Here is a 22,684-nt window from a genome sequence, read left to right on the forward strand (position 1 = left end):
CTAGCGGCTGACGGTCAAACCGGCCGTCCCTCACCTTCGATTCCCGCGACAGCGGACCTGCTCCTTCCGGCAGGTCCCGGGGCCCGCTGTCGCCTGAGTTTTCCTAGCCCCCGTCCTCCCTCATCGACATCAACCACAAGAACCCAGGAGACACGATGCAGAACAAGCCTTCCACCCGCCGCGTCCAGGCGGCCCTGTTGGCCGCCGGCCTGCTCATGCTGAGCGCCGCGCCGTCCGCCTTCGCCCAGAGCAGCGTCACCGTCTACGGCATCGCCGACGTGCTGATGGAGTACCGCAACCACATGAACCCGGCGGGCGACCATCGCTTCTCGGTGACCTCGGGCGGCATGAACACCTCGCGCTGGGGCCTGCGCGGCAGCGAGGACCTGGGCGGCGGCCTGAAGGCCGTGTTCAACCTGGAGGCCGAAGTCGGCTTCGACACCGGCGCCGCGGGTTCGTCCTACTGGGGCCGCCAGGCCAACGTCGGCCTGGAGGGCGACTTCGGCCGCGTCGTCGCCGGCCGCTCGTACACCACGACCTACGACTTCATCCTGCCCTTCGACCCGATGGGCTACGCGCCGTTCTACTCCTGGGCGACCTCGGGCGGCCAGATCGCGACCAACGCGCGCAAGGACGGCATGGTCACCGGCATGTCCAACCTGATCAAGTACCAGGGGACCTTCGGCCCGGTGAAGCTGGGCGCGACCTACGCGCTGGGCGAGGTCGCCGGCAACGACTCGGCCGGCCGCTTCATCTCGGTCGCCGGTGCCTATACCGCGGGTCCGTTCGCGGCCGCCGTCGTCATCGATCAGCGCAACGGCTCGACCCTCACCGCCGGCAGCTACGACAAGGAGAAGGCGCTGCATCTGGCCGCTTCCTACGACTTGAAGCCGGTGAAGTTCTTCGTCGCGCAGCGCCGCTACAAGAAGGAGCTGGCCGCCGGCGGCGCCGACCTCAAGAGCACCATGACCTGGATCGGCGCGACCTGGTCCGCCACCGCGCAATGGAGCATCACCCCGGTCGTGTACTTCCAGAACATCGACAGCGGCGTCACCGGCACCAACGATCCGCGCCTCTTCGCGCTGCGCGCCAAGTACGAGCTGTCCAAGCGCACCAGCCTCTACGCCGTCGCCTCCACCGCCAAGTCCAAGACCGGCGGCGTGGTCAGCGTCTCGCGCGACGACAACGGCTATGCCGATTCGCAGTCGAGCTTCGGCCTCGGCATCCAGCACCGCTTCTGAGCCCAGCGCTCTGAGATCAACAAGGAGTCTCCCGATGCGATCCATTACCCGACGCACCTGCCTCGCCGCCGCGGCGATCACCGCCATGGCCGTCGCGCTGCCCGCCGCCGCGCAGGTCCCGACCGGCTATCCCGCCGGCTATCAGGCCGTCATCGACGCCGCCCGCAAGGAGGGCAAGGTCACCGTCTACACGCCGACCGACGCCGCCGCCGGCAAGCCGCTGGTCAAGGAGTTCGAGTCCCTGTTTCCCGGCGTCAAGGTCGAGTACATGGACATGAACAGCAACGAGCTGTTCAACCGCTTCATCAGCGAGACCGCTGCGGGGACGGCGAGCGCGGACGTGGTCTGGAACTCGGCCATGGACCAGTCGGTCAAGCTGGTCGCCGACGGCTACGCAATGGCCTACGACTCGCCCGAGTCCAAGGCGCTGCCGGCCTGGGCGGTCTATCAGAAGATGGCCTACGGCACGACCTTCGAGCCGCTGGGCATCGTCTACAACAAGCGCCTGATGCCCGCGGACCAGGTCCCCAAGACGCACGCCGAGTTCACCAAGCTGCTGGCCGATCCCAAATACAACGGCAAGGCCACGACCTACGACATCGAAAAGGCGGGCGTGGGCTTCCTCTTCCTGTCGCGCGACGTGGCGATCAACGCGCCGGGCACCTGGGACATGGTCAAGGCGCTGGGCGCCTCGGGCGTGCGGCTGCAGTCCTCGAGCAGCACGATGATGGAGCGCATCTCCTCGGGCGAGCAGCTGCTGGGCTACAACATGATCACGTCCTATGCCCACGCCCGGGCGCGCAAGGACAACAACATCGGCTACGCGCTGATGCGCGATCACACGCTGGTGATGAGCCGCGTCGCGTTCATCTCCAAGAACGCCAAGAGCCCGAATGCCGCCAAGCTGTGGCTGGACTACCTGCTGTCGAGGAAGGGTCAGACCACGCTGTCGACCGCGTCGGAGCTGTATTCCATCCGCACCGACGTCGAGGGCGAGATGACCGCCGCCGCGCTGGAGAAGGAGCTGGGCGCATCGCTCAAGCCCATCGCCATCGACCAGCAGCTGCTGACCTACCTGGATCAGACCAAGCGGCTGGAGTTCATCAAGACCTGGCGCTCGCACGTGGCGCGCAAGTGATGGTCTGAGCTGAAGTCCCGAGCTGAACCAGGAGTTCCCGATGTCCCTTTCCAAGACCTTGCCGCCGCCCGCGCTGCCGGCGCCGGTCGGCCGGCGACGGCCGATCGTGCCGGGCCTGACGCGCTGGCTGGTGATCGGCGTCACCGTGCTGGTGGTGCTGCTGCCGCTGGCGATGATCGCCTACCAGAGCCTGCTGTCGGCGCCGTTCTTCATGCCGAATCCGCAGGTCTCGCTCGACGCCTACCGCTTCGTCTTCGACGACCCGGACTTCTGGTTCGCGCTCAAGAACTCGCTGCTGATCGCCGGCGGCATGGTGCTGATCGCCGTGCCGCTGGGCGCGCTGCTGGCCTTCCTGATGGTGCGCACCGACCTGCCGGGCCGGCGCTGGATCGAGCCGTTGCTGCTCACGCCGATCTTCGTGTCGGCGGTGGTGCTGGGCCTGGGCTACGTGGTCGCGGCGGGTCCCAGCGGCCTGTACACGATCTGGTGGCGCCAGGCCTTCGGGCAGGAATGGTGGGACGTCTACTCCATCGGCGGCATCGCCGTCATCGCGGGCCTGACGCACGTGCCGCACGTCTATCTGTACGCCTCGGCGGCGCTGCGCAATCTGGGCAGCGACGTGGAGGAGGCGGCCCGCATCGCCGGCGCCTCGCCGCTGCGGGTGGCGCGCGACGTCAGCCTGCCGATGGTGATGCCGTCCATCCTCTTCGCCGGCGTGCTGATCTTCTTCCTGGGCTTCGAGGTCTTCGGCCTGCCGCTGGTGCTGGGCGATCCCAACGGCTACCTCGTGCTCACCACCTACATGTACAAGCTGGCCAGCAAGCTGGGCATCCCGTCCTATCACCTGATGGCGGTGGTGGCGGTGCTGATCGTGCTGGTCACTTTCCCGCTGGTCCTGCTGCAGCGTCGATTGCTGCGCAGCGCCAACAAGTACATCTCGATCAAGGGCAAGGGCGGACGGCAAGTCCCGCTGCGCCTGGGCGGCTGGCGCTGGATCGCGATCGCGGTCGTGCTGCTGTGGCTGTTCCTGACGGTGCTGGTGCCGGTGTCGGGCATCGTGATGCGGTCCTTCGTCTCGCAATGGGGCGAAGGCATCTCCCTGATCGACGCCTTCACGCTGCAGCATTACCGCGACGTCTTCGACCAGGACAACCTGGTACGGGCCATCGTCAACACACTGGGCATCGGCGTGATCGGCGGCGCGCTGGCGGTGGCCTGCTACACCGCGATCAGCTTCGCCGGCCATCGCCGCAACGACTGGGCGACCAAGCTGATGGACTACCTGGTGCTGGTGCCGCGCGCCGTGCCGGGGCTGCTGGCGGGCCTGGCCTTCCTGTGGGTGTTCCTGTTCGTGCCTGGGCTCAAGGAGTGGCGCAACAGCATGTTCGCGATCTGGATCGCCTACACGGTGATCTGGCTGGCCTACGGTCAGCGCGTGGTGCAGAGCGCGCTGATGCAGGTCGGTCCCGACCTCGAGGAGGCCGCGCGCACGGTGGGCGCCACGGCCTCGCAGGTGAGCCGCCATGTGACCTTGCCGCTGGTGCGCTTCGGGCTGCTGTCGAGCTGGCTGCTGGTCTTCCTGATCTTCGAGCGCGAGTACTCGACCGGCGTCTACCTGCTGTCGCCGGGGACCGAGGTCATCGGCGCGCTGCTGGTCTCCATGTGGGCATCGGGCGCGACCGATCTGGTCGCCGCGCTGTCCGTCATCAACATCGTCATGGTCGGTCTGGGTCTGGCCGTGGCACTGCGTTTCGGGGTGAAGCTCCATGACTAAGCTGAGCGTCAACGACATCCACCTGGGCTACGGCAGCACGCCGGTGCTGCGGGGCGTCTCTTTCAATCTGAAGGCGGGGGAGGTGGTCTCGCTGCTGGGCGCCTCGGGCAGCGGCAAGACGACCCTGCTGCGCGCGGTGGCGGGCTTGGAGCATCCGTCGCAAGGGACCATCCTGCTGGACGGCCAGCCGCTGTTCGACGCGGCCAAGGGCGTGGATCTTCCGGCGGAGCAGCGCTCGCTGGGGCTGGTGTTCCAGTCCTATGCGCTGTGGCCGCACCGCACGGTGGCGCAGAACGTGGGTTACGGCCTGGTGCTGCGCAAGGTGCCGCAGGCGGAGGTGAAGGCGCGGGTGCAGCAGGCGTTGGAGAACCTCGGGCTTGGGCATCTGGGCGAGCGGTATCCGTTCCAGCTCTCGGGCGGTCAGCAGCAGCGCGTGGCGATCGCGCGGGCGCTGGTCTACAACCCGCCGGTGATCCTGCTGGACGAGCCGCTGTCCAACCTCGACGCCAAGCTGCGCGAGGAAGCGCGGGCGTGGTTGCGGGCGTTGATCGTGAAGCTGAATCTGTCGGCGCTGTGCGTGACGCATGACCAGACCGAGGCGATGGCGATGAGCGATCGCATCCTGCTGCTCAAGGGCGGCCGCATCGAGCAGGAGGGCACGCCGCAGGAGCTCTACGGCGCGCCGCGCACGCTGTACACGGCGGAGTTCATGGGCAGCAACAACCGCTTCGATGCGAAGGTCGATCAGGTCGGGGCGGGGACGCTGCGTCTGCAAGGGCCGGGCGGGCCGCTGCTGGCGCAGAGCCGGGATGCGCTCAAGGTCGGCGACACGGCGCAGGTCGTGGTGCGGCTGGAGCGGGTGGTCGTGGCCGAGGGTCCGGGTGACAACCGGGTGCGCGCGAAGCTGGTGACGGCGATGTACTTGGGCGACCGGTGGGAGTATCTGTTTGAAGCGGGTGAGCTGAGGCTGCGCGCGTTCGGGCATGTGGCGCGGGACCCGGGACAGGAGTACTGGGTCGAGTTGCCGGCGGAGTCGTGCTGGGCCTACTCGGCCTGACGTGCAAGAGCGCAAGCGTGCGAGGGGCTAACTCCGCGCGCCTGAACTCCCTCTCCCGCTTGCGGGAGAGGGCAGGGGAGAGGGTCTTCCGCGGCGCTCCGCATGAATCGGGCAGTTCAGAGGGATTGGGGGCGTCGCGCGTGTGGTTTGCGAGAGAGCTCGAAGACCCTCTCCCCCACCCTCTCCCGCAAGCGGGCGAGGGGGTGACTCCGCGCGCTCTCCCGCTCGCGCAATAGGGCGGAAGTGCACGCCCTCTCCCGCTTGCGGGAGAGGGCAGGGGAGAGGGTCTTCAACGCGGCGCTGATCCCTGAGGCGGTATCGGGCCCTGCCCCGTCAGCGCCGCCAGCAGCGCCGGCCCCGCCGCCAACGGCAAGGCGTTGACCTCCCTCAACTGCTTGAGCACCTCAAACAGCACATCGCTCTTCACCCCATACGCCGCGCGCGGCGAGTTCACGAACCCTGTCGCGTTCAGAATCAGATTGGTCCCATCCACGCCGTCCAACTGCACATTGGGCGCGGGCGACGGCAACACCCCCGGATGCGCGCGGAAGATCGCCAGCACCATCTCCCGCACCTGGCTGATGTCCGTCGCGATCGGCAGCGGCAGCTTGAACTGCACCAGCCCCAGCGACTCCCCATAGGTGACGTTGCGCACGATCTTCGTGATGAACTCCGAATTCGGAACGATGACCGTGGAGCGGTCCCCCATCTGAATCTCGGTCGCCCGCACATTGATGCGACGCACGTCCCCCTCGACGCCCGACAACGACACCCAGTCCCCGACCTTGACCGGGCGCTCAGCCAGCAGGATCAAGCCGGAGACGAAGTTCTGCACCACGGCCTGCAAGCCGAAGCCGATACCGACCGACAGCGCGCTCGCGATCCACGCGATGCGTTCCAGGCCAAAGCCCGCGGTCGACAACGCCGCGGCAATCACCGCCACCGTGCCGGTGTAGCCGAACAGCGTGGTCGCGGAGCCGCGCATCCCCGCGTCCATCCGTGTCGTCGGCATGACGCGTTCGGTCAGCCAGTTCTTGAGCACGCGCACGGCCAGCATGCCCAGCACGATCACCATCGCCGCTTTCAGCAGCAGGGCTGGCGCCAGACTGAACTCCCCGATCGACAGCCCGGTCTGCAAGCTGCCCGCACGGCGGACCAGGTCCAGCGGACCTTCGCCATAAGGCGCAAGCAGCAGCACCAGCGCGAAGAAGCCGACCAGCACGCGGCACAGGCCGGAGAGCAGCACGGCGGCCTGCTCCCGGGCGCGGGCGAGCTGCGAGGGCAGGGGGTCGGCGGTCGCCGCATCGCCGCCCTTGGACGGCGCGCTCTCCTTCCCCTCCTTGCCGTCCTTCCCCTGCGCCGCAGCCGCGGCCGCCCCCGAGGGCGCGAGCAGCGTCATGAAGAGGTCGTCGACCAGCACCGTCAGCAGGTAGGTGGTGCTGAGCACGATCACCGCCCAGGCAAGCTGATTCATGCCGAACATCGCCAGCGGGATGAAGCCGATCAGCAGCGCGATCCCGGCGGCCACCAGCGCCAGCCAGCCCGCGCCGTGCAGCACCGACAGCCACATCGGATGCGGCGCGGCGGCCTCCTGCTCGGACGCCTCTTGCGCGCGCGAGGCCTCGGGCTCGCGGGGCCGACGCAGCAGCCCCAGACCACCCGCGAGGATCAACATCAGCAGCAGCGTCGAGACCAGATCGACCAGCCAACTGGTGGCCTCGCCGACATCGAGCATCGCGGCGGTGCGGCTGGCCAGCCAGCCCAGGCCGGAGACCAAGGCCAGCGCGCGCGGCAGCCAGGCCAGGCGGCTCGCGGTGGCGTCGGGGATGGGAGGCAGTCGCCAAGAGGGCTTCGAGGGAAGCAGCAGCGCCGCCCCCAGGCCCGCGACGAAGCCGGCGAACCAGGCAATGGCCTCGGCCGTGTCCAGCCAGGACGCCAGGCGTGTGCTGGGCGTCGCGGCGGAGAACAGCGTCAGCACCAGCCCGTGCGCAATGAGCCCGGGCCGCAGCGTGCGCAGGGCCACTTCGCCGAGCGCGTGGAGCGAGCGGCGCAGCCGGCCCGGCGGGATGCGGGTGGCGCTCAGGTGCGTCAAGCCGCGGCGCAGCAGCACGCAGACGATCAGCCACAGCACGACGGCGCCGGCCAGCAGGGCCCAGGCGCTCGGGGCGACGGATCGGGCGAGCGCGTTCAGCTCGCCGTTGAAGGCGCGCAGCGATCCGGTGTCGCGGTCCAGGTCCCTGCCGAGCTGTTGCCAGAAGCTGGCCTGCAGCACCGACGGCGCGCGCTCGGTCAGCCGCGCGCCGAGCTGCTGCCGGCGAGCCTCGTTGACCGTGGCGATCGCCTGCTCGGCATCGACCTTCAGCAGCTTCGCCCGCTTGACCTGACCGTCCAGCGTCGACACCTGCTTCTGCAATTGCGAGCGCTGGGCGGCGATGTCGGGCGGCTCCTTCCCGCCGGCGGGGGGCTCGCCCAACTGCGCGAGGCGCGTGTTGGCGTCGGCCAGCTCCGGCTGGAAGACCTCGGTCACCTCCACGGCACGCGCCTGCACGTCCTGCGCCTTCCTTCGCGCCGCCTGCAGGCCCTCATCGTTGAGCGCCTTGTCGCCGAGCGCCTTCCGGACCTGGTCCATGTCCTTGCTCGCGGCCTCCAGCTTCTCGGCCGGATCGACCGGCGCCGCGTCCTCGCCCTGTGCGAATGCTGGCGCGGTGAGGCCGAATCCGACGGCAAGCGCGACGGCAAGACAGAGAAACACCCGCCACACCAGGGCGCGGGTCGAGAGCAGGAGAGAGTGGGGCGGGCAGGCGCGCATCCGGGCGGTGACCAGTCAGGGTCCGCGAGGGCGGCAATCGGCGTTCCCGGTCCTGGCGGGCGACCTGCGGTCAATGGCCGGATGCGGGACGGGGACTGTCGCGCATGGGGCGAAGTCGTCACGCGAGCGGGGGTAGAGTCGTCGCCCATCTGTCCCGTATCCGGAGCCCGGCGCTCCGGGTCTCAACGCCAACAGGATGCCGCCCATGACGACCTCTTCCTATCCCGACACCCGCCTGCTGATCGCCAATGAATGGGTCGACGCCACCGGCGGCAAGACCATCGATGTCCGCAATCCCGCGACCGGCCAAGCCATCGGCAAGGTCGCCCACGCCGCCAAGGCCGACCTGGACCGTGCGCTGGCCGCGGCGCAGAAGGGCTTCGAGGCCTGGCGCGATGTACCCGCCCATGAGCGTGCCGCGACGATGCGTCGTGCGGCCGCGCTGCTGCGCGAACGGGCCGGCGACATCGCCCGACTGCTGACGCAGGAGCAGGGTAAGCCGCTGGCGGAAGCCAAGGTCGAGGTGCTGGCCGGCGCCGGCATCATCGAATGGTTCGCCGATGAAGGTCTGCGCGTCTACGGCCGCATCGTGCCCTCGCGCAACCTGGCGGCGCAGCAGCTGGTGCTGAAGGAGCCGGTCGGCCCGGTCGCGGCCTTCACGCCCTGGAACTTCCCGGTCAACCAGATCGTGCGCAAGCTGGGCGCCGCGCTGGCCACGGGCTGCTCCTTCCTCGTGAAGGCGCCGGAGGAGACCCCGGCCTCGCCCGCCGCGCTGTTGCAGACCTTCGTCGATGCGGGCGTGCCGGCGGGGACGGTGGGCCTGGTCTTCGGCGACCCGGCCGAAATTTCGAGCTACCTGATCCCGCATCCGATCATCCGCAAGGTGACCTTCACCGGCTCGACGCCGGTGGGCAAGCAGCTGGCGGCGCTGGCCGGTCAGCACATGAAGCGCGTGACGATGGAGCTGGGCGGCCACGCGCCGGTGATCGTCGCCGAGGACGCGGACGTGGCGCTGGCGGTGAAGGCCGCCGGTGCGGCCAAGTTCCGCAACGCGGGTCAGGTGTGCATCTCGCCGACGCGCTTCCTGGTGCACAACAGCCTGAAGGACGAGTTCACCGAGCTGCTGGTCAAGCACGCGCAGAGCCTGAAGCTGGGCGACGGTCTGGCCGACGGCACGACGCTGGGCCCGCTCGCCAATGAGCGACGTGTGACGGCGATGTCCAAGGTCGTGGCCGAGGCGCGCGAGCGCGGCGCCAAGATCGCCACGGGCGGTGAGCGCGTCGGATCGGCGGGCAACTTCTTCGCGCCGACGGTGCTGGCGGACGTGCCGCTGGACGCTTCGGTGTTCAACGACGAGCCCTTCGGTCCGGTGGCCGCGGTGCGCGGCTTCGATGCGCTCGAGGACGCGATCACGGAAGCCAACCGGTTGCCCTTCGGTCTGGCGGGTTACGCCTTCACGCGCTCGATCAAGAACGCGCATCTGCTGTCGCGCCGGGTCGAAGTCGGGATGCTGTGGATCAACCAGCCGGCCACGCCGTCGCCCGAGATGCCCTTCGGCGGCATCAAGGACTCGGGCTACGGCACCGAGGGCGGCCCGGAGGCGCTGGAGGCGTATCTGAATACGAAGGCGGTGTCGATTCTGGGGGTGTGAGCCTCTTCACATCCGCCTCACCCCGCCACGATCAACGCCACCCGCCGGTTCTGCGCGCGCCCGGCCTCCGAGCCGTTGTCCGCGATCGGCCGCTCCATCCCCAGGCCTCGCACCTGCAGGTCCGTGAACGGCAAACCCGAGGCCTGCAGCGCCTGGGCCACCGCCTCCGCGCGGCGCAGCGACAGGCGCTGGTTGTAGTCCGCCTTGCCGATGCTGTCGGTGTGGCCCTCGACACGCAGGCCAGTGATGCCGATCTCGATCAGGCTCTGGCCGAGCTTCTGCAACTGGGCGCGCTGGGCGCCGTGGAGCAGCACCGAGTCGAAGTCGAACAGCAGACTCATCGACAGGTTGAGCTCCCATCCCTGGTCGACCTGCTGGAAACCCAGCCGCTGCAAGGCCTGACGCTGCGTCTCGTTGAGGGTGCCAGGTCTTGCCGCGCCGGCGGACGTGGCCGGGGTTTGGCATCCCGTGAGCGCCATCACGCCCAGACCCCCGATGGCGCCCGCGAGCAGGCCGCTCAGCAGACGCCGCCGGGGCGTGTCAGGGCCGTTCGATTCCGAGAGCGACAGGACCTCGCGCCCGATGAGCGCTGAGGACCTGAGCGAAGAGCGGGAGGTTGTGCGGGGGAACTTCATGAACTGCGACCTCCTTGGGCGTCATGGCGCGTCCGGACCTCTGCGGGCCCGTTTGCGCCGGTACATCGATTCATCGGCGCGGCGCAGCAGCGCGGTCACGCTGTCGCCATCGCGGGGGAAGACCGCCGTGCCCACGCTGATGCCGGGCTTCACCCAGCCCGCCGGACCCAGGTCCAGCGGATGGCACACCGTGTCTTCCAGGTGCGCGATCAGCGCCGGCAGCGCCGCGGCGTCGTGCAGCGGTTGCACCAGGACCACGAACTCATCGCCGCCCAGGCGGCCCACCAGATCGTGTTCCCGCAGCCCCGCCCGCAGGCGATGCGCGATGGCGCTCAGCACTTGATCGCCCGCGTCGTGGCCCAACTCGTCGTTGATCTGCTTGAAGCGGTCCGCGTCGATGAACAGCAGCGCGAGCTGCTCCCGCTCGCGGCTCGCACGGCTGATGGCCTCGGTGACGCGCTGCTCGAAGTAGGCGCGGTTGGCGGCGCCGGTCAGGGCGTCGTGGCGGCTGCGTCGCGCCAGGTCCTCATGGGCGATCTCCAGCTGCGCATGCCGATCCCGCAGGTCGGCTTCCTGTGCCTGCACCTGGGCGAGCAAGGCGTTGAAGTCGCCGGCGAGCTCGTCAATCTCGCGCACGGCGGCGCCGGGCACGCGGCGGTCGAAGGCGCGGCTCCGCCGGATGTCGCGCGTGTGCTCCAGCAGCGCGCGCAGCGGCGCCTCCACCAGGGTCAGCTGTTGCCTGGACACGCGAACCACTGCCCAGCCGGTGACCAGCATGCCCAGCAGCACGCTCACCAGCAGCCAGCCCATGGTGGCCAGCAGCATGCTCGCGTCGCCCTGGAGGCGCACGCGGGCGATGGGCTCGCCTTGCGCGGTCACCGGCGCCTCGGCGTGCACGGCCCAGAGGTCGAGCAGGTGCTGCCCGAGCCGCCCGGTTTCGGCGCGTGAATGGCTGGCGAGGATGTGGCCGTCCTTGAGCTCGATGCGGGCGCTGACGATGCGCTCGCCCTCGACCAGATCGGCGAGCACCACGCGCGCGTTGTCGGCGTCGCGGAAGACCACGGCCGCCTCGACCGAATACGCGATCGAACGGCCCAGCAGTTCCAGGCTGTGCTGTTGGGACAGCCGCAGCATCACCGCCGCGCCCAACGTCAGCACCAAGCCGACGACCAGCAGCGCCGCCAGTGCGACGCGCAGTTGCCCACGTCGCAGCAGGCCGCGCAGACTGTGGGTGGAGGCGGGCGCGGTGACGGCGCTCATGGCCTGATCGCCCTCATGTGCGCTCTCCCTGGCGGGGGCGCGCCAGACGCAGCACCTGCGGATGCACGCGCAGGCCGCTGCGGGCGACCGCGTCCAGGTTCACCTCGAAGCGCGTGCCGGAGGCCTGCGGCTGAAGGCAGAACATGCCGCCGTCGGAGCAGAACTCGGGCCCCAGGCCCAGGCTGAGCACGGGGCGCTGGCTCAGCGCGCGCAAGGTCTGGCGCTGGGCGGTGAAGGTCCAGCCGTCGAAGAAGATCAGGTCGCAGTGCGCGGGCGGGGGGTCGTCGACCTCGATGTCCTGCACGACGATCTGGCGCTGGCCGTGGGTGCCGGCCAGCTGCGCGCGCAGCGAGGCGGCCTCGGCGCTGCCGCGGCTCAGACAGGCTTGCAGCGGCTGGGGCTCGGTCGGCCAGCGGGTGTATTGGAGGATGCTCGCCACGACGGCGGCGGTGCCGAGCGCGGAGTCGGCGACGCTGCGCAACCGGGGCGGGGCGTCTTGCGCGTGCGTGGGCCGGGCAGTCGCGAGCAGCAGGCTTGCCAGCAAGGGCAAGACAAGTCGACAGGACCGGATCAGAGGAGCACCACGCATGAGGGACGGCGGCGTCGGTGGAGCAGGCTTCAGCGGGCCGACGACGCCGGAGCAGTGTACGTGGCCGCACATGGGGCCGTCCGGCCCACCCCCCGGACCTCGGGGCCCGGCCGCACGGTGCGCTCCGCGCCAAAGTGCTCGGCCCAGCGGCGCGATACTTGCGCGATGCCCGACGAGAACCCGAACCAGGATGCGCTCCAGGACGCGCATGAGCCGGACTTCCTGGCCTCCATGCGCGAGGACCTCACCGACTGGCGGCACTGGCTGTCGCGCGCGGTGGTCCTGGCCTTCGCGATTGCGGCGGGGCTTGCCGTCGTCCTGTTCACCTGGGTCAGCGATCAGGCGATCACGGCCTTCGCCGCGATGCGCGCGTGGTCGTCCTGGGCGCCGCTGGTGTGGACGCCGTGCTGCGCCGCGGCCCTGGTCTGGATCACCCGCCGCTTCGCGCCCGGTGCCGGAGGCTCGGGCATCCCGCAGGTGATGGCGGCGCTGTCGCCGCGCGTGCCGGCGGACCAGCAGGGGCTGTTCGTGTCGCTGCGGCTGAGCGCGTCCAAGCTGCTGCTCGTGTCCGGCGGACTGCTGGGCGGCCTGGCCATCGGACGCGAAGGCCCCTCGGTGCAGATCGCGGCGGGCGTCATGCAGCACGCGCAGCGCTGGCTGCCGCGCCGCTCGCCCCTGAACCATGACGGACTGCTGGTGGCCGGCGGCGCGGCCGGCATCGCCGCTGCGTTCAACGCGCCGCTGGCCGGCGTGATGTTCGCCATCGAGGAGCTCACCCGCAAGATCGAGCATCGGACCAGCGGGCTGATCATCGCCGCCATCGTGCTGGCGGGCCTGATGGCGGTCTCGGTCTTCGGCAACGCCAACTACTTCGGTCGCCTGCGCGTGGATCACCTGACCTGGGCGCATCTGATGCCGGGGCTGCTCACCGCGCTGGCCTGCGGCCTGGCGGGCGGCGTGTTCTCGCGACTGCTGCAACGCAGCCTGCTGGGCGGGGACGACCGATTCAGCCGATGGAAAGCCCGGTTCCCCGTGCGCTTCGCCTTCGCCTGCGGCATCGCCATCGCGCTCATCGGATGGGTCAGCCAGGGCGCGACCGACGGCAGCGGCTACGAGTACACGCGCCGTCTGGTGGAAGGCCACCTGGACTTGCCGGTCCTGTACGTGACCTTGCGCATCGTCGCGACCTGGCTGGCGGTGTGGTCGGGCGTGCCGGGCGGGATTTTCGCGCCGTCGCTGGCCATCGGGGCGGGCATCGGCAGCGACATCGCGCAGCTGACGTCCACCTCGGAAGGCGCGGCGGCGCTGATCGCCATCGGCATGACGGCCTTCCTCGCGGCGGTCACGCAAGCCCCGGTCACCGCCTTCATCATCGTGATGGAGATGGTGGACGGCCACTCGATGGTGCTGAGCCTGATGGCGGCCGCCTTGCTGGCCAGCCTGGTCTCGCGCTGGATCAGCGTGCCCATCTATCACCGGCTGGCGCAGGCCCAGCTGGGACGGCTGCGGCCGGTCGCCGCAGCGCCCTGAGGGCTCGTCCGGGCACGGAAGACCCTCTCCCCCACCCTCTCCCGCAAGCGGGCGAGGGAGCCACGCGCAGCAAGGGCCGTCGCTCAGGGCGAGACGAAGCTGGTCTTGCCCGCCTTCTGGTCTTCCTCGGCCTGCTTGACGTCGATCTCGTCGACCACGCCGTCCTTGTTGCGATCGTGCAGGTCGAACATGCGTTGGCCGGCCGCCATGAACTCCTCCAGGCTGATGCTGCCGTTCTTGTCCGTGTCCAGCACGCCGAATCGGACCTTGGCCTGACGCATCTGGCGCTGCTGTTCCTCGCGGCGCTTCTCCGGATCGGCGATCTTGGCGATGCGCTGCATCAGGCGGCCTTCGAACTCGCCCAGGTACTCGGCCTCGCTCAGCCCGCCGTCGGCGTTGAAGTCGATGCGCACGAACTCCAGCTGACGGCCGAGCTTGAACTCGGACAGCAGCACCTTGCCGTCGCCGTTGATGTCCTGCTCGGCGATGAAGGTGGTGCTCGAATGCGACGCGGCCAGCGCCGAGCCGGCGGACAGGGCCGACAGACCCAGGAGGGTCGCCAGGACGGAATGCTTGAAAGCAATGCGAGAGATGCGGGTGATCATGGCTGGGGCTGGACTTCGATGGTGAGGGTCGCGGTGTTGCTGAGCCACAGCGCGGGGTTGTCGGGCGCGGCGCGGCGCACGCGCACCTGCAGCAGGTACAGGCCGGCGGTCTTGGGCTTGAAGCTCACTTCGCCGGCGGCGTTGGTTTGGAAGTCCTGCTCGGCCTGCTTGTGGCTGACGTAGTTCTGGCCGTCGGCGATGACGGTCAGCGTCTCTCCCGCCAAGGGCTGGCGGTTCTCACGCACGCGCACGGTGACGGTCTCTCCCGCATACAGGTCGTAGGGCTGCGTGACCGGATGGATCTCGACGCCCTCGGTCTGCACGTCCACCGGCGTGGGCTTGCCCCGGGTCACGTAGACGTCGGCGCGGGTGAGGCTCCGCACTTCAATGGGCTGGTCGCCCGGTTGCGCATCGTCCGGCCGCTCGGCGAAGACGATCTTGCCTTGCCGCAGGAAGCCCTTGGCCAGTCGGCCCGTGCGCAGGCCGGAGGACACCAGGTAGCTGCCGTCGCCGGCGCCCAGCGGCACTTCGAGGTAGCTCGCGTCCTTGAGCACCGCGGCGGGCGTCAGCGGGGTCTTCTTGCCGTCGGGGCCGAGCACGAAGAAGCCGTCGGACTTCATCGCCACGTCGGGCCGCAGATCGCCTTCGGCGAACGAGGCCTCGACGGTCACATGCCTGCGCTGCGCGTCGGCGCTGAAGGTGTTGGGTTTGAGATAGGGAGAATGGGCCTGGGCGCCGGCGCAGAGCAGCAGCGGGCTCAGCCAGAGGCCCAGACGGTGGAGCCTGGAAGGAGTCATCGCGGTGGATCGTTGGGGTAAGGAACGACGATCCGGGCGATGGCTGGGTGTCGGCGGGCGCGACTATAGCGCGCCGGTCGGGCCCGCGGGGCTTCGGGCGTCTAGCCCTGGTACTCGCGCAGCCTGCTGCTGGCCGGCGCTGCGCTGGCGGGACTGGCCTGGCGTCGTCGCCGCGCGCGCTGAGGATCGCCTCGGATCAGTGCCGGACTCCGCGGATGGCCCAAAGCGCCCGAATGATCTCGTTGGCGACCTCGTCGCTGTCATCTTCGTCGTCGAGCAGCGCCTCCAACGCATCGATCGCGGCTACCGCGGCCGGCCCCATGTCGCCAAGCGCCTTGGCCGCGGCCTGCCTGGGGCCGTCGGCGTCGTCGCCGCGAACGACCTCGATCAGGTAGGGCATCGCCTCGGTGCCACCCGAAATGGACGCCACCGCGATGGCACAACATCCGCAGAACGGCGTCTCGCCTGAGCGCATGCCGGCGCGCAGCTCGTCCAGCGCCGCCGCGGCGATCGGGCCCATGTCGCCCAGGGCGTAGGCAGCCCAGGTCGCGCGCATGCTGGCGCGGTCTTCGAGCAGGCGCTTGAGCGGCGCGACTGCCGGCGCTCCGATGGCAGCCAGCGCGCGTGCCGACGCCGACTGCACGATGGGGCTCGGATGGCTCAATGCGTTGAGCAAGGGCGGCATGACCTGCGGATCGGAGGACGCCATCGCGCGCAGCGCATCGGCGGCCGCCCATTGCAGATCCCAGGACTCACCGCCCATCGCCTGGATGACGTCGGGAATCAGCGGTGACGCGGCCGGACCGAGCTCGGCGATCAGATCGCAGACTTCTTCCGCGCTGTCGTGGAAGACGCGCCGCAGACCGGGAATCAGCAGGTCGGCGCGTCCCTCGATGCGCCACAGCGCTTGACTGGCGGGGATCACAAGATCGTCGTTGGGCAGGATCGCGTGCAGAGCCGGTATCGCCGCGGTCGGTCGTGGACGCATCTCCGCGAGCACCGCGCAGACCAGCATGGCCTCGCGAGAGGCGTCGGCCAAGCGCGACAGCAAGGTCGGGACCGCTTCGGCCAGATCGACCATGGAGGCGACGGCCCTCAAGCCAGACAGCGCCGCCTCCCGGACCTCGCCCGATTCGTCGTGTCGGACCACCTCCACCAGCACCGTCGCCCAATCCTGAGGAGCCAAGCCCGTCGACTCCGCCGCATAGAGCGCCCATCGCCGGATCGTCGATTCCGGCCGTTGGAGCGCGGCGAGCGCCACCTGCCGATACCGCGACAGCGAGCCGGCACCGGCCGTCTTGCCGATGTTGCCCAGCGCGTGCAAGGCGGCTTCGGCATCGCCTGGCGTTCCCTGGCTGACGAGCGTGGCCAGGCGCTCCAGTGTGCTCTCACTGTTGTCGCGGGTCAGACCCAGCGCCCAGGCGGCGCGCTTGCGGACCCTCTGATCGGGATCGGAGAGCAGGCGTTGAAGCGCGGGCGCGCCGTCGACGCGCGCCACCTCGCCGATGTTGCCGAGCGCATGCGCGGCCCGCTCCCGGACGAAGGCCTCCCGGTGGGTGAGGCAGGCGATCAGCGGTTCCAGGCTTTCGGGGGCGCAGTAGTGCAGCGCCCACACGGCGCTCTCGCCGATCTGCGGATCGGGATCGGCAAGGCCGGCGATCAGCGTCGGCACCGCGGCGGAGATCCTGGTCTGGACCTTGAGCGCGAGTTCATAGAGGCGCTCGAAAGCGGTCCGCCGGAGGCCGAGGTCCGGGTGCTCGGCCTGGTCCAGCAAGTCGGACAGGAGCCCTGGGAGCTCGGCGTCTTCGGGCGGCGGGTCGTTGAAGTTCATGGGGGGCATTGTGCTCATTCCGGCTGAAAGGAAAAACGCCGCGGTTCTCGCCGCGGCGTTCACAGTCAGTCGAGGAGCGCCGATGCGCTCACCCCATCACAGCGACTTCAACCAAGCCAGCAGCGCGTCCCGGTCCATCTTGGACAGCTGCTCGAAGCGCTGACGCGACTTCTCGGCCTCGCCGCCGTGCCACAAAATGGCTTCGGTCAGCGTGCGCGCGCGGCCGTCGTGCAGGTAGCCGACCGGGACCGAGGCTTGCACCTTGTCCGTGTAGCCGATGCCCCACAGCGGCGAGGTCCGCCACATCGCGCCCTGCGCCTGGCCTTCCGGCAGGTTGTCCGCCAGCGCCGGACCCATGTCGTGCAGCAGCAGATCGGTGAACGGACGGATGGTCTGGTTGCGCAGTTCCGCGAACGGGTGCGTGTTGCCGGTCTTCATCTCCGCCGTGTGGCAGGCCGCGCAGCGCAGCGCGTCGAAGACCTTCCGGCCCGCCTGCACCTGCACGGCATCGACGCGGTGTTCGTCCGTCGGCGCGACGCCGCGCGGGAAGCCGCTGGCCAGGCTGCGCTGGGCCGGTACCGCCAGCAGCTGCATGTACTGCGTCAGCGCCGTCAGATCGGCCTCCTGGATGCCCTTCTGTGCCGGCGCCTTGCGGCAACCGGCCGGGTCCGTCGAGCAGCTGCGGTTCGGGAACACCGGCGAGGTCACCGACATGTCGTTCAGCAACGCCGCGGCCGCCTGATGACGCACGCTCGCCTTGTAGGCCTTCCAGCCGAAGCGGCCCAGACGCGTCTCGCCCGTTTCCGGATCGAGCACGAAGTTGGCCTTGCCCAGCACGCCGTCCACGTCCGGCTGCGTGCGCACCCGCGACAGGATGTCGGCCTCGGGCACCGCCTCCAGCAGACCCACGCCGATCATCGGCTGCGCCAGACGCGCCGACCACAGCTGCGGCACCGGACCGTCGAAGCCGAACTTGGGCTTGCGAAGTTCCACCTTCGTGCCGTCGGCCAAGGTGATGCTGCGGGTGTCGAAGCCGACCACGCGCACGCCGTTGCCCCAGTCCTGCGGTTGGCCGCTCGCCGACATCGCATTCATCTGGATCGCCGAGCCGTAGCGCGGATCCGGACGCAGCGCGCCATCGGCGCCTTGCACCGCGACGTGGAAGGACATCTTGTCCAGACGCTGATCCAGCGCGAACGGCGCCGGGCTGCGGCCGTTGTTGGTGTGGCACTGCACGCAGGCCGTGGCGCTGAAGCGGGGTCCGGCCAGGTTCTGGATGGACGTCATCGGATCGTTGCCGGCTTCCGCGTGCGCGCCGGTCACGAAGCTGCTGTGCACCGTGCGGCGGCCTTCAACAAAGCGCTGCAGGTTCTGCATGCCGATGTTGTTGAAGGGCTGCTGGAACATCCGGAAGCCTTCGTCCGAATAGTTGTAGGACACGGAGCCCAGGCCACCCGACCAGGTCGACTCCGGCAGCGGCGTGCTGTTCAGGCGCGGCTGCGTTCCGTACCAGGGCTGCAGGCCCGAGCCCATCACGTAGACCACCTCGGTCGTGTAGTAGCGGAAGTCGCCCTTGTCCCCGATCGCGTCCATAGCGGCGCGGCTGGAGAAGAAGGAGCCGGTGAACTCGATCGCCTCGCCCAGCTTCAGATTGCGCGCCGGGATGTTGATGCCGTTGGGCACCAGCACGCCGTCCGCGTTGGCCGACAGGTCTTGATGGCCGGGCATGTTGTCCAGCACCACCGAGCAGCCGTCGTTCGCACCGATCACGCCGCCGTAGCCCGAGTTGGGCTTGGCCAGGGCGTTCGCGGGCGGCTTGGGCACGACCGGGCAGGAGGTCAGGTCGCGGAAGCCGTCGGTGTAGGTGGTCGGGTCCAGCAGCTGACCCGGCGACATCCAGCCGTAGCCGGTGACATGCGGATCGTCGATGCGGCGGAAGAACGAATGGCCGCCGCCGCGCTGCGGCTGCGGGAAGTACTGGTTGACGATCAGGCGCGGCTTGGTGACGCCGGGCACGCGGCTGTTGTCGATAAACTCCACGCCCCAGGTGCGGTTGCGGAAGTAATTCGCCACGAAGTTCATGTAGTTGCCCGGACCCTTGTCGACCGGGTTGCCATTGGCGTCCACGGTCTCGTTGGGGCCGAAGCCGATCTCGTTCCAGTCTTCGCCGCGCTCGCGGCCGTGGCGGCCCACGCCGCGTTGGCCGAAGCGCGTGACCAGCGTGCCGTCCGGCAGCGTGAACTGCAGCGTCTCGATCGGCGCCTGCGGCTGGAACAGCGCGGCCACGGTGTTGTTGGCCGGCGCGGGGAAGGGTGTCGTCGTCGCGACCGGGATGCTGTTGTCGCTGCCGATGGACTTGAACTCGACCTCGAACAGCGAGTAGCCGTAGGCCGTCGCGCGAGTCTGACCTTGCATGCGCACGTAGCGCGTCTTGACGCCGAGGTTGTAGTACTCCTCGGTGCCGCCCTTGCCGCTCTGCTGGTCGCGCAGCAGCTTCCAGGTCTTGCCGTCGTCGGAGACCTGGATCTGATAGGCCTTGCCGTAGGCGTTCTCCCAGACCAGCTTCATGTAGCCGAGGTTGACCGGCGCGCCGAAGTCGAACTGCAGCCAGGCGCCGTCCTCCGCTTGGCTGGCCCAGCGGGTGGAGGTGTTGCCGTCCACCGCGTTGGCGGCGGCCAGGCCGTTGTTCTCGACGCTGGACGCGACCACCGCCGTCGGCTTGAGCACCACGCCGGGCTGGCTGGTGTCGCCGTCGGGCGTGGTGGGTTGGGTGGGCTGGTCCGGATTGGTCGGCTGCTCGGGCGTGGTGACCGGCGGGACCGGCGTGCCGGTGAAGGCCTGGATCTCGAAGATCGAGTAGCCGTAGTTGGTCGAACGGCCCAGGCCCTGGATGCGCAGGTAGCGGCCGTGGCCGGCCAGACCGGTGATGTTCTCGGTGCCGCCGGGGCTGTTCTCCACCGTCTTGATGGTGGTGAAGGTGGCGCCGTCGTCGGAGGTCTGGATCGCGTACTTGGTCGCGTGCGCGTTCTCCCAATGGATCTGCACGCGGCTGATGTCGACCGCGGTGCCGTAGTCCAGGGTCAGGTGTTGATCGTCCGAGAACGCGCTGCCCCAGCGGGTGTTGTCGTCGTGGTCGATGGCCTTGTCGGCCGACAGATCGCCGCGCTCGGTGGCGCTGGAGGTCGCGCGGACCGGCGTGAGCGCGGTCTCGCTGACGTCGCCGCCTTGCGCTTTCGCGCGGGCGGCGGAGTCCGCCGTCGAGGTCGACGAGGCGCTGGCCTTGCCGTCAGGGCCGGCATCGGACTGACCGCCGCCGCAGGCGGCCAGCAGCGCGCTGCCTAGAAGGGCGGGGACCAGGGCCCTGCCGGTGAATTGAGCGAGTCGATGGAACGCCATATCCATCCCTCCCGTGCCTGTTGGGTGCGTTGTGGTGTGGTGGTGCTTGTCCCCCGTTCGAGGGGCAAACGCGGCGAAGTGTCTGGTTTGTTTTGCCACGCGGCAAGTTTTAATGTGTTTCAGGATGAGACGCGGAGCCGGCTTGACGGCGTCTTCACGCAGGTATCGTTGCGGGTGACCGCGACATGACAACGACGATGAGCCCATCGGACCCCACCACCACCGGCCGGCGCGCGCAGCAGCGCTCGACGGACACCAAGCAGGCGATCCTGAAGACCGCGCTGAAGGAATTCGCCGAGCACGGCTTCCAGGCGGCGAGCATGCGCACGATCGCCGAGCGCAGCGGGCTGACGCATCAGCTGATCAGCTATCACTTCCAGTCCAAGGAGACGCTGTGGCAGGCGGTGGCGGCGCATGTCTACGAGTCGCTGCAGCGGGCGCGGGAGGAACTCATCGGGCAGGAGCGCAGCGGGACCCCGCTGGAGCAGCTGCGGCAGGAGTTCAACGCGTACTTCCACTTCACGATCGTTCATCCGCATCTGCACCGCTTCATGCTGCAGCGGCGGGAGGAGAGCCCGGATGGGGACCGGCAGGCGTGGATGGCGCAGCACTTTCTGAGGCCGCATTTCGAGTTGGTGAAGCCGCTGATCAAGGCGGCGCAGAAGGGCGGCGATCTGCCCAAGGGGGAGCCGGTGCTGCTGTATTACGCGATGGTGTCGCTGGCGAATACGCTGTCGGTGATGGGCCCGGATATCGAGGCCACCGCGGGGATGGGGGCGTCTGATCCGAAGACGATCAAGGCGTATATGAAGGTGATGGACGAGATGCTGTTCAGGGGGCGGGGGAAGGGCTGAGTGCCTCGCGCCAAGGCGCTCGGTGCCAATGACTCCCTCTCCCGCTTGCGGGAGAGGGCAGGGGAGAGGGTCTTCCGCGTGCCCCCGCAGTCAGCCATTCGAGCCGGCATCTGCCATCACGTTTGGGTGCGGTCTTGGGGACTTGGTGAGAGCTCGAAGACCCTCTCCCCCACCCTCTCCCGCAAGCGGGCGAGGGGGCAAGAAGTGCCTCGCGCCAAAGCGCTCGGTGCCTAGGGCTCCCTCTCCCGCTGAGCGGGAGAGGGCGGGGGAGAGGGTCTTCCGCACGCCCTCGCAGTCAGCCATTCCAGAATGGACATGACGACAGCCTCCCGCTGATGCTGCACCTCGAGATTGGTGAACCGCATGACGTGGAATCCAAGCGACTTCAGCTTTGCCGTCCGCTCGGCATCCGCCATCACGTTTGCAGGCTCGAAGTGCTGCCCTCCGTCAAGCTCGACGATCAATCGCGCCTCCATGCAGACGAAGTCCACGATATAGCGATTCACCGGATGCTGGCGTCTGAACTTGTGTCCGTCGAGCCGCTTGGCGCGTAGGCAGTGCCACAGGCTGCGCTCAGCCTCGGTAGACGCGCCTCGAAGCCTTCGGGCGTTGATCTTTGGATCTTGGGAAGGGGAGTCGGGGGCGTTCATGGCGACTTAGTGAGAGCTCGAAGACCCTCTCCCCCTCCCTCTCCCGCAAGCGGGCGAGGGAGCAAGCCTGGCGCTTGCGCAGGCGGGCGAGGGGCCAGAAGTCCGTCCCGCTCCACGCAATCTCCATGAAGCGTCAACGCGCCTTCCACATCCGCGCCGGAGACTCGCCGGCATGCCGTCCCCGAGTCCCCGCCCGTACCGTTCCCTGCTGACCATCTTCCACGTCGTGTTCTCACACGCCGGCAGCAACGCGGAGCGCCACGCCCTGGACCTCGCCGAAGCTCAGGCCGCCGCCGGCCACGAGGTGCACGTCGTCGGCGCCGGCACGCGTCTGCGCCGTTCCGTCCCCGCCCGCGTCACCTGGCACGCCATGCCCTTCCCACTCCTGCGCGACGCCCGCCTGGACGCGCTGCTCCGCAAGCACCAGGCCGACGTCGCCCACGGGCACCTGGGCCCCGCCTGCAAGGCCGTTTCGCGCTGCGACGGCGTGGTCCGGATCGGCACGCTGCATGAAGGCTACGAGCCCAACCGCCATGAGCTGCTCGACGGTCTCATCTGCCTGAATCGCGAGCAATGGGGCACCCTGGGTATCTACCTGGGCGCCGCGCGCGTCGTCCCCCCCTGGACGCCTCGACCACGCCCCGCAGCACCGGGCCCGAGCCTGCGTGAGCGCCTCAAGCTCGCCGACGACCACGTCCTGATCGGCACCGTCGCCAGCCTGACCCACGCCGAGGGCGTGGATCTGCTCATCCGCGCCTTCGTGCAATCCGCGCCGGGCCACGCGGTGCTGGCCATCCTCGGCGAAGGCCGGCAGGCGAGGGCGCTCAAGCGCCTGGCCGATCGCCATCCCGGCATCCATTTCCTGGA

General features: G+C 69.2%; 17 protein-coding genes. 8 read left to right on the forward strand and 9 right to left on the reverse strand.

All coding sequences use genetic code 11. The annotated features are described in order from the left end of the window. The first annotated feature begins 155 nt into the window (after positions 1–155). From ABDW59_RS05265 to ABDW59_RS05280, 4 genes are all read left to right on the forward strand, one after another. Complete coding sequence (locus tag ABDW59_RS05265; protein ID WP_343628464.1) at positions 156–1,241, forward strand: porin; 1,086 nt, start codon at positions 156–158, stop codon at positions 1,239–1,241. Between the two features lie 85 nt (positions 1,242–1,326). Then, a complete protein-coding gene (locus tag ABDW59_RS05270; protein ID WP_343628485.1) occupies positions 1,327–2,379 on the forward strand; it encodes an ABC transporter substrate-binding protein in 1,053 nt (350 codons plus the stop codon). A 172-nt stretch (positions 2,380–2,551) separates the two neighbouring features. Next, positions 2,552–4,153, forward strand: a complete 1,602-nt coding sequence (locus tag ABDW59_RS05275; RefSeq protein WP_343628486.1) for an iron ABC transporter permease — start codon at positions 2,552–2,554, stop codon at positions 4,151–4,153. Beyond that, complete coding sequence (locus ABDW59_RS05280) at positions 4,146–5,210, forward strand: ABC transporter ATP-binding protein (RefSeq protein ID WP_343628465.1); 1,065 nt, start codon at positions 4,146–4,148, stop codon at positions 5,208–5,210. The genes ABDW59_RS05275 and ABDW59_RS05280 overlap by 8 nt, the downstream gene beginning before the upstream one ends. Before the next feature lie 289 nt (positions 5,211–5,499). Here ABDW59_RS05280 and ABDW59_RS05285 read toward each other — a convergent pair whose 3' ends face one another. Continuing rightward, positions 5,500–7,962 carry a DUF3772 domain-containing protein gene (locus ABDW59_RS05285; protein ID WP_343628466.1) on the reverse strand — a complete coding sequence of 821 codons (2,463 nt, stop codon included), beginning with the start codon at positions 7,960–7,962 and terminating at the stop codon, positions 5,500–5,502. Positions 7,963–8,224: 262 nt separating this feature from the next. Here ABDW59_RS05285 and ABDW59_RS05290 point away from each other — a divergent pair, with 262 nt between their 5' ends. Further along, positions 8,225–9,670 (forward strand): NAD-dependent succinate-semialdehyde dehydrogenase, encoded by a 1,446-nt coding sequence (locus ABDW59_RS05290; protein WP_343628467.1) that lies wholly within the window; start codon positions 8,225–8,227, stop codon positions 9,668–9,670. A gap of 17 nt (positions 9,671–9,687) precedes the next feature. On the opposite strand, the gene ABDW59_RS05295 is transcribed toward ABDW59_RS05290, so the two are convergent. The 3 genes from ABDW59_RS05295 to ABDW59_RS05305 are packed head-to-tail and all read right to left on the reverse strand — an operon-like array spanning position 9,688 to position 12,115. Next, a complete protein-coding gene (locus ABDW59_RS05295) occupies positions 9,688–10,305 on the reverse strand; it encodes an OmpA family protein (protein WP_343628468.1) in 618 nt (205 codons plus the stop codon). Positions 10,306–10,326: 21 nt separating this feature from the next. Continuing rightward, positions 10,327–11,565 carry a diguanylate cyclase gene (locus tag ABDW59_RS05300; protein ID WP_343628469.1) on the reverse strand — a complete coding sequence of 413 codons (1,239 nt, stop codon included), beginning with the start codon at positions 11,563–11,565 and terminating at the stop codon, positions 10,327–10,329. A 13-nt stretch (positions 11,566–11,578) separates the two neighbouring features. Then, complete coding sequence (locus ABDW59_RS05305) at positions 11,579–12,115, reverse strand: YfiR family protein (protein ID WP_343628470.1); 537 nt, start codon at positions 12,113–12,115, stop codon at positions 11,579–11,581. A gap of 204 nt (positions 12,116–12,319) precedes the next feature. Here ABDW59_RS05305 and ABDW59_RS05310 point away from each other — a divergent pair, with 204 nt between their 5' ends. Then, a complete protein-coding gene (locus tag ABDW59_RS05310; protein WP_343628471.1) occupies positions 12,320–13,684 on the forward strand; it encodes a chloride channel protein in 1,365 nt (454 codons plus the stop codon). 83 nt (positions 13,685–13,767) lie between these two features. On the opposite strand, the gene ABDW59_RS05315 is transcribed toward ABDW59_RS05310, so the two are convergent. The 4 genes from ABDW59_RS05315 to ABDW59_RS05330 form a co-directional block, all read right to left on the reverse strand. Then, positions 13,768–14,289: an EF-hand domain-containing protein gene (locus ABDW59_RS05315; RefSeq protein WP_343628472.1), complete on the reverse strand. Its 522-nt coding sequence runs from the start codon at positions 14,287–14,289 to the stop codon at positions 13,768–13,770. Next, positions 14,286–15,086: a DUF4198 domain-containing protein gene (locus tag ABDW59_RS05320; protein ID WP_343628473.1), complete on the reverse strand. Its 801-nt coding sequence runs from the start codon at positions 15,084–15,086 to the stop codon at positions 14,286–14,288. Before ABDW59_RS05320 ends, ABDW59_RS05315 begins: the two co-directional genes overlap by 4 nt. 196 nt (positions 15,087–15,282) lie before the next feature. After that, a complete protein-coding gene (locus ABDW59_RS05325; RefSeq protein ID WP_343628474.1) occupies positions 15,283–16,980 on the reverse strand; it encodes a HEAT repeat domain-containing protein in 1,698 nt (565 codons plus the stop codon). A gap of 33 nt (positions 16,981–17,013) precedes the next feature. Next, the gene (locus tag ABDW59_RS05330; RefSeq protein WP_343628475.1) at positions 17,014–20,313 is read right to left on the reverse strand and encodes a di-heme oxidoredictase family protein; all 3,300 of its coding nucleotides are present in this window, start codon (positions 20,311–20,313) and stop codon (positions 17,014–17,016) included. Positions 20,314–20,510: 197 nt separating this feature from the next. On the opposite strand from ABDW59_RS05330, the gene ABDW59_RS05335 reads away from it, so the two are divergent. After that, entirely contained in the window at positions 20,511–21,167 is a 657-nt protein-coding gene (locus ABDW59_RS05335) for a TetR/AcrR family transcriptional regulator (RefSeq protein ID WP_343628476.1), read from the forward strand. A gap of 230 nt (positions 21,168–21,397) precedes the next feature. Here the strand turns inward: ABDW59_RS05335 and ABDW59_RS05340 are convergent, their stop codons facing one another. Further along, the gene (locus ABDW59_RS05340) at positions 21,398–21,817 is read right to left on the reverse strand and encodes an endonuclease domain-containing protein (RefSeq protein ID WP_343628477.1); all 420 of its coding nucleotides are present in this window, start codon (positions 21,815–21,817) and stop codon (positions 21,398–21,400) included. A 172-nt stretch (positions 21,818–21,989) separates the two neighbouring features. Here ABDW59_RS05340 and ABDW59_RS05345 point away from each other — a divergent pair. After that, on the forward strand, positions 21,990–22,684 hold a 695-nt coding region (locus tag ABDW59_RS05345; RefSeq protein ID WP_343628478.1), incomplete at its 3' end, for a glycosyltransferase.

The organism is Roseateles sp. (assembly GCF_039595295.1).
Classification (GTDB): Bacteria; Pseudomonadota; Gammaproteobacteria; order Burkholderiales; family Burkholderiaceae_C; genus Roseateles.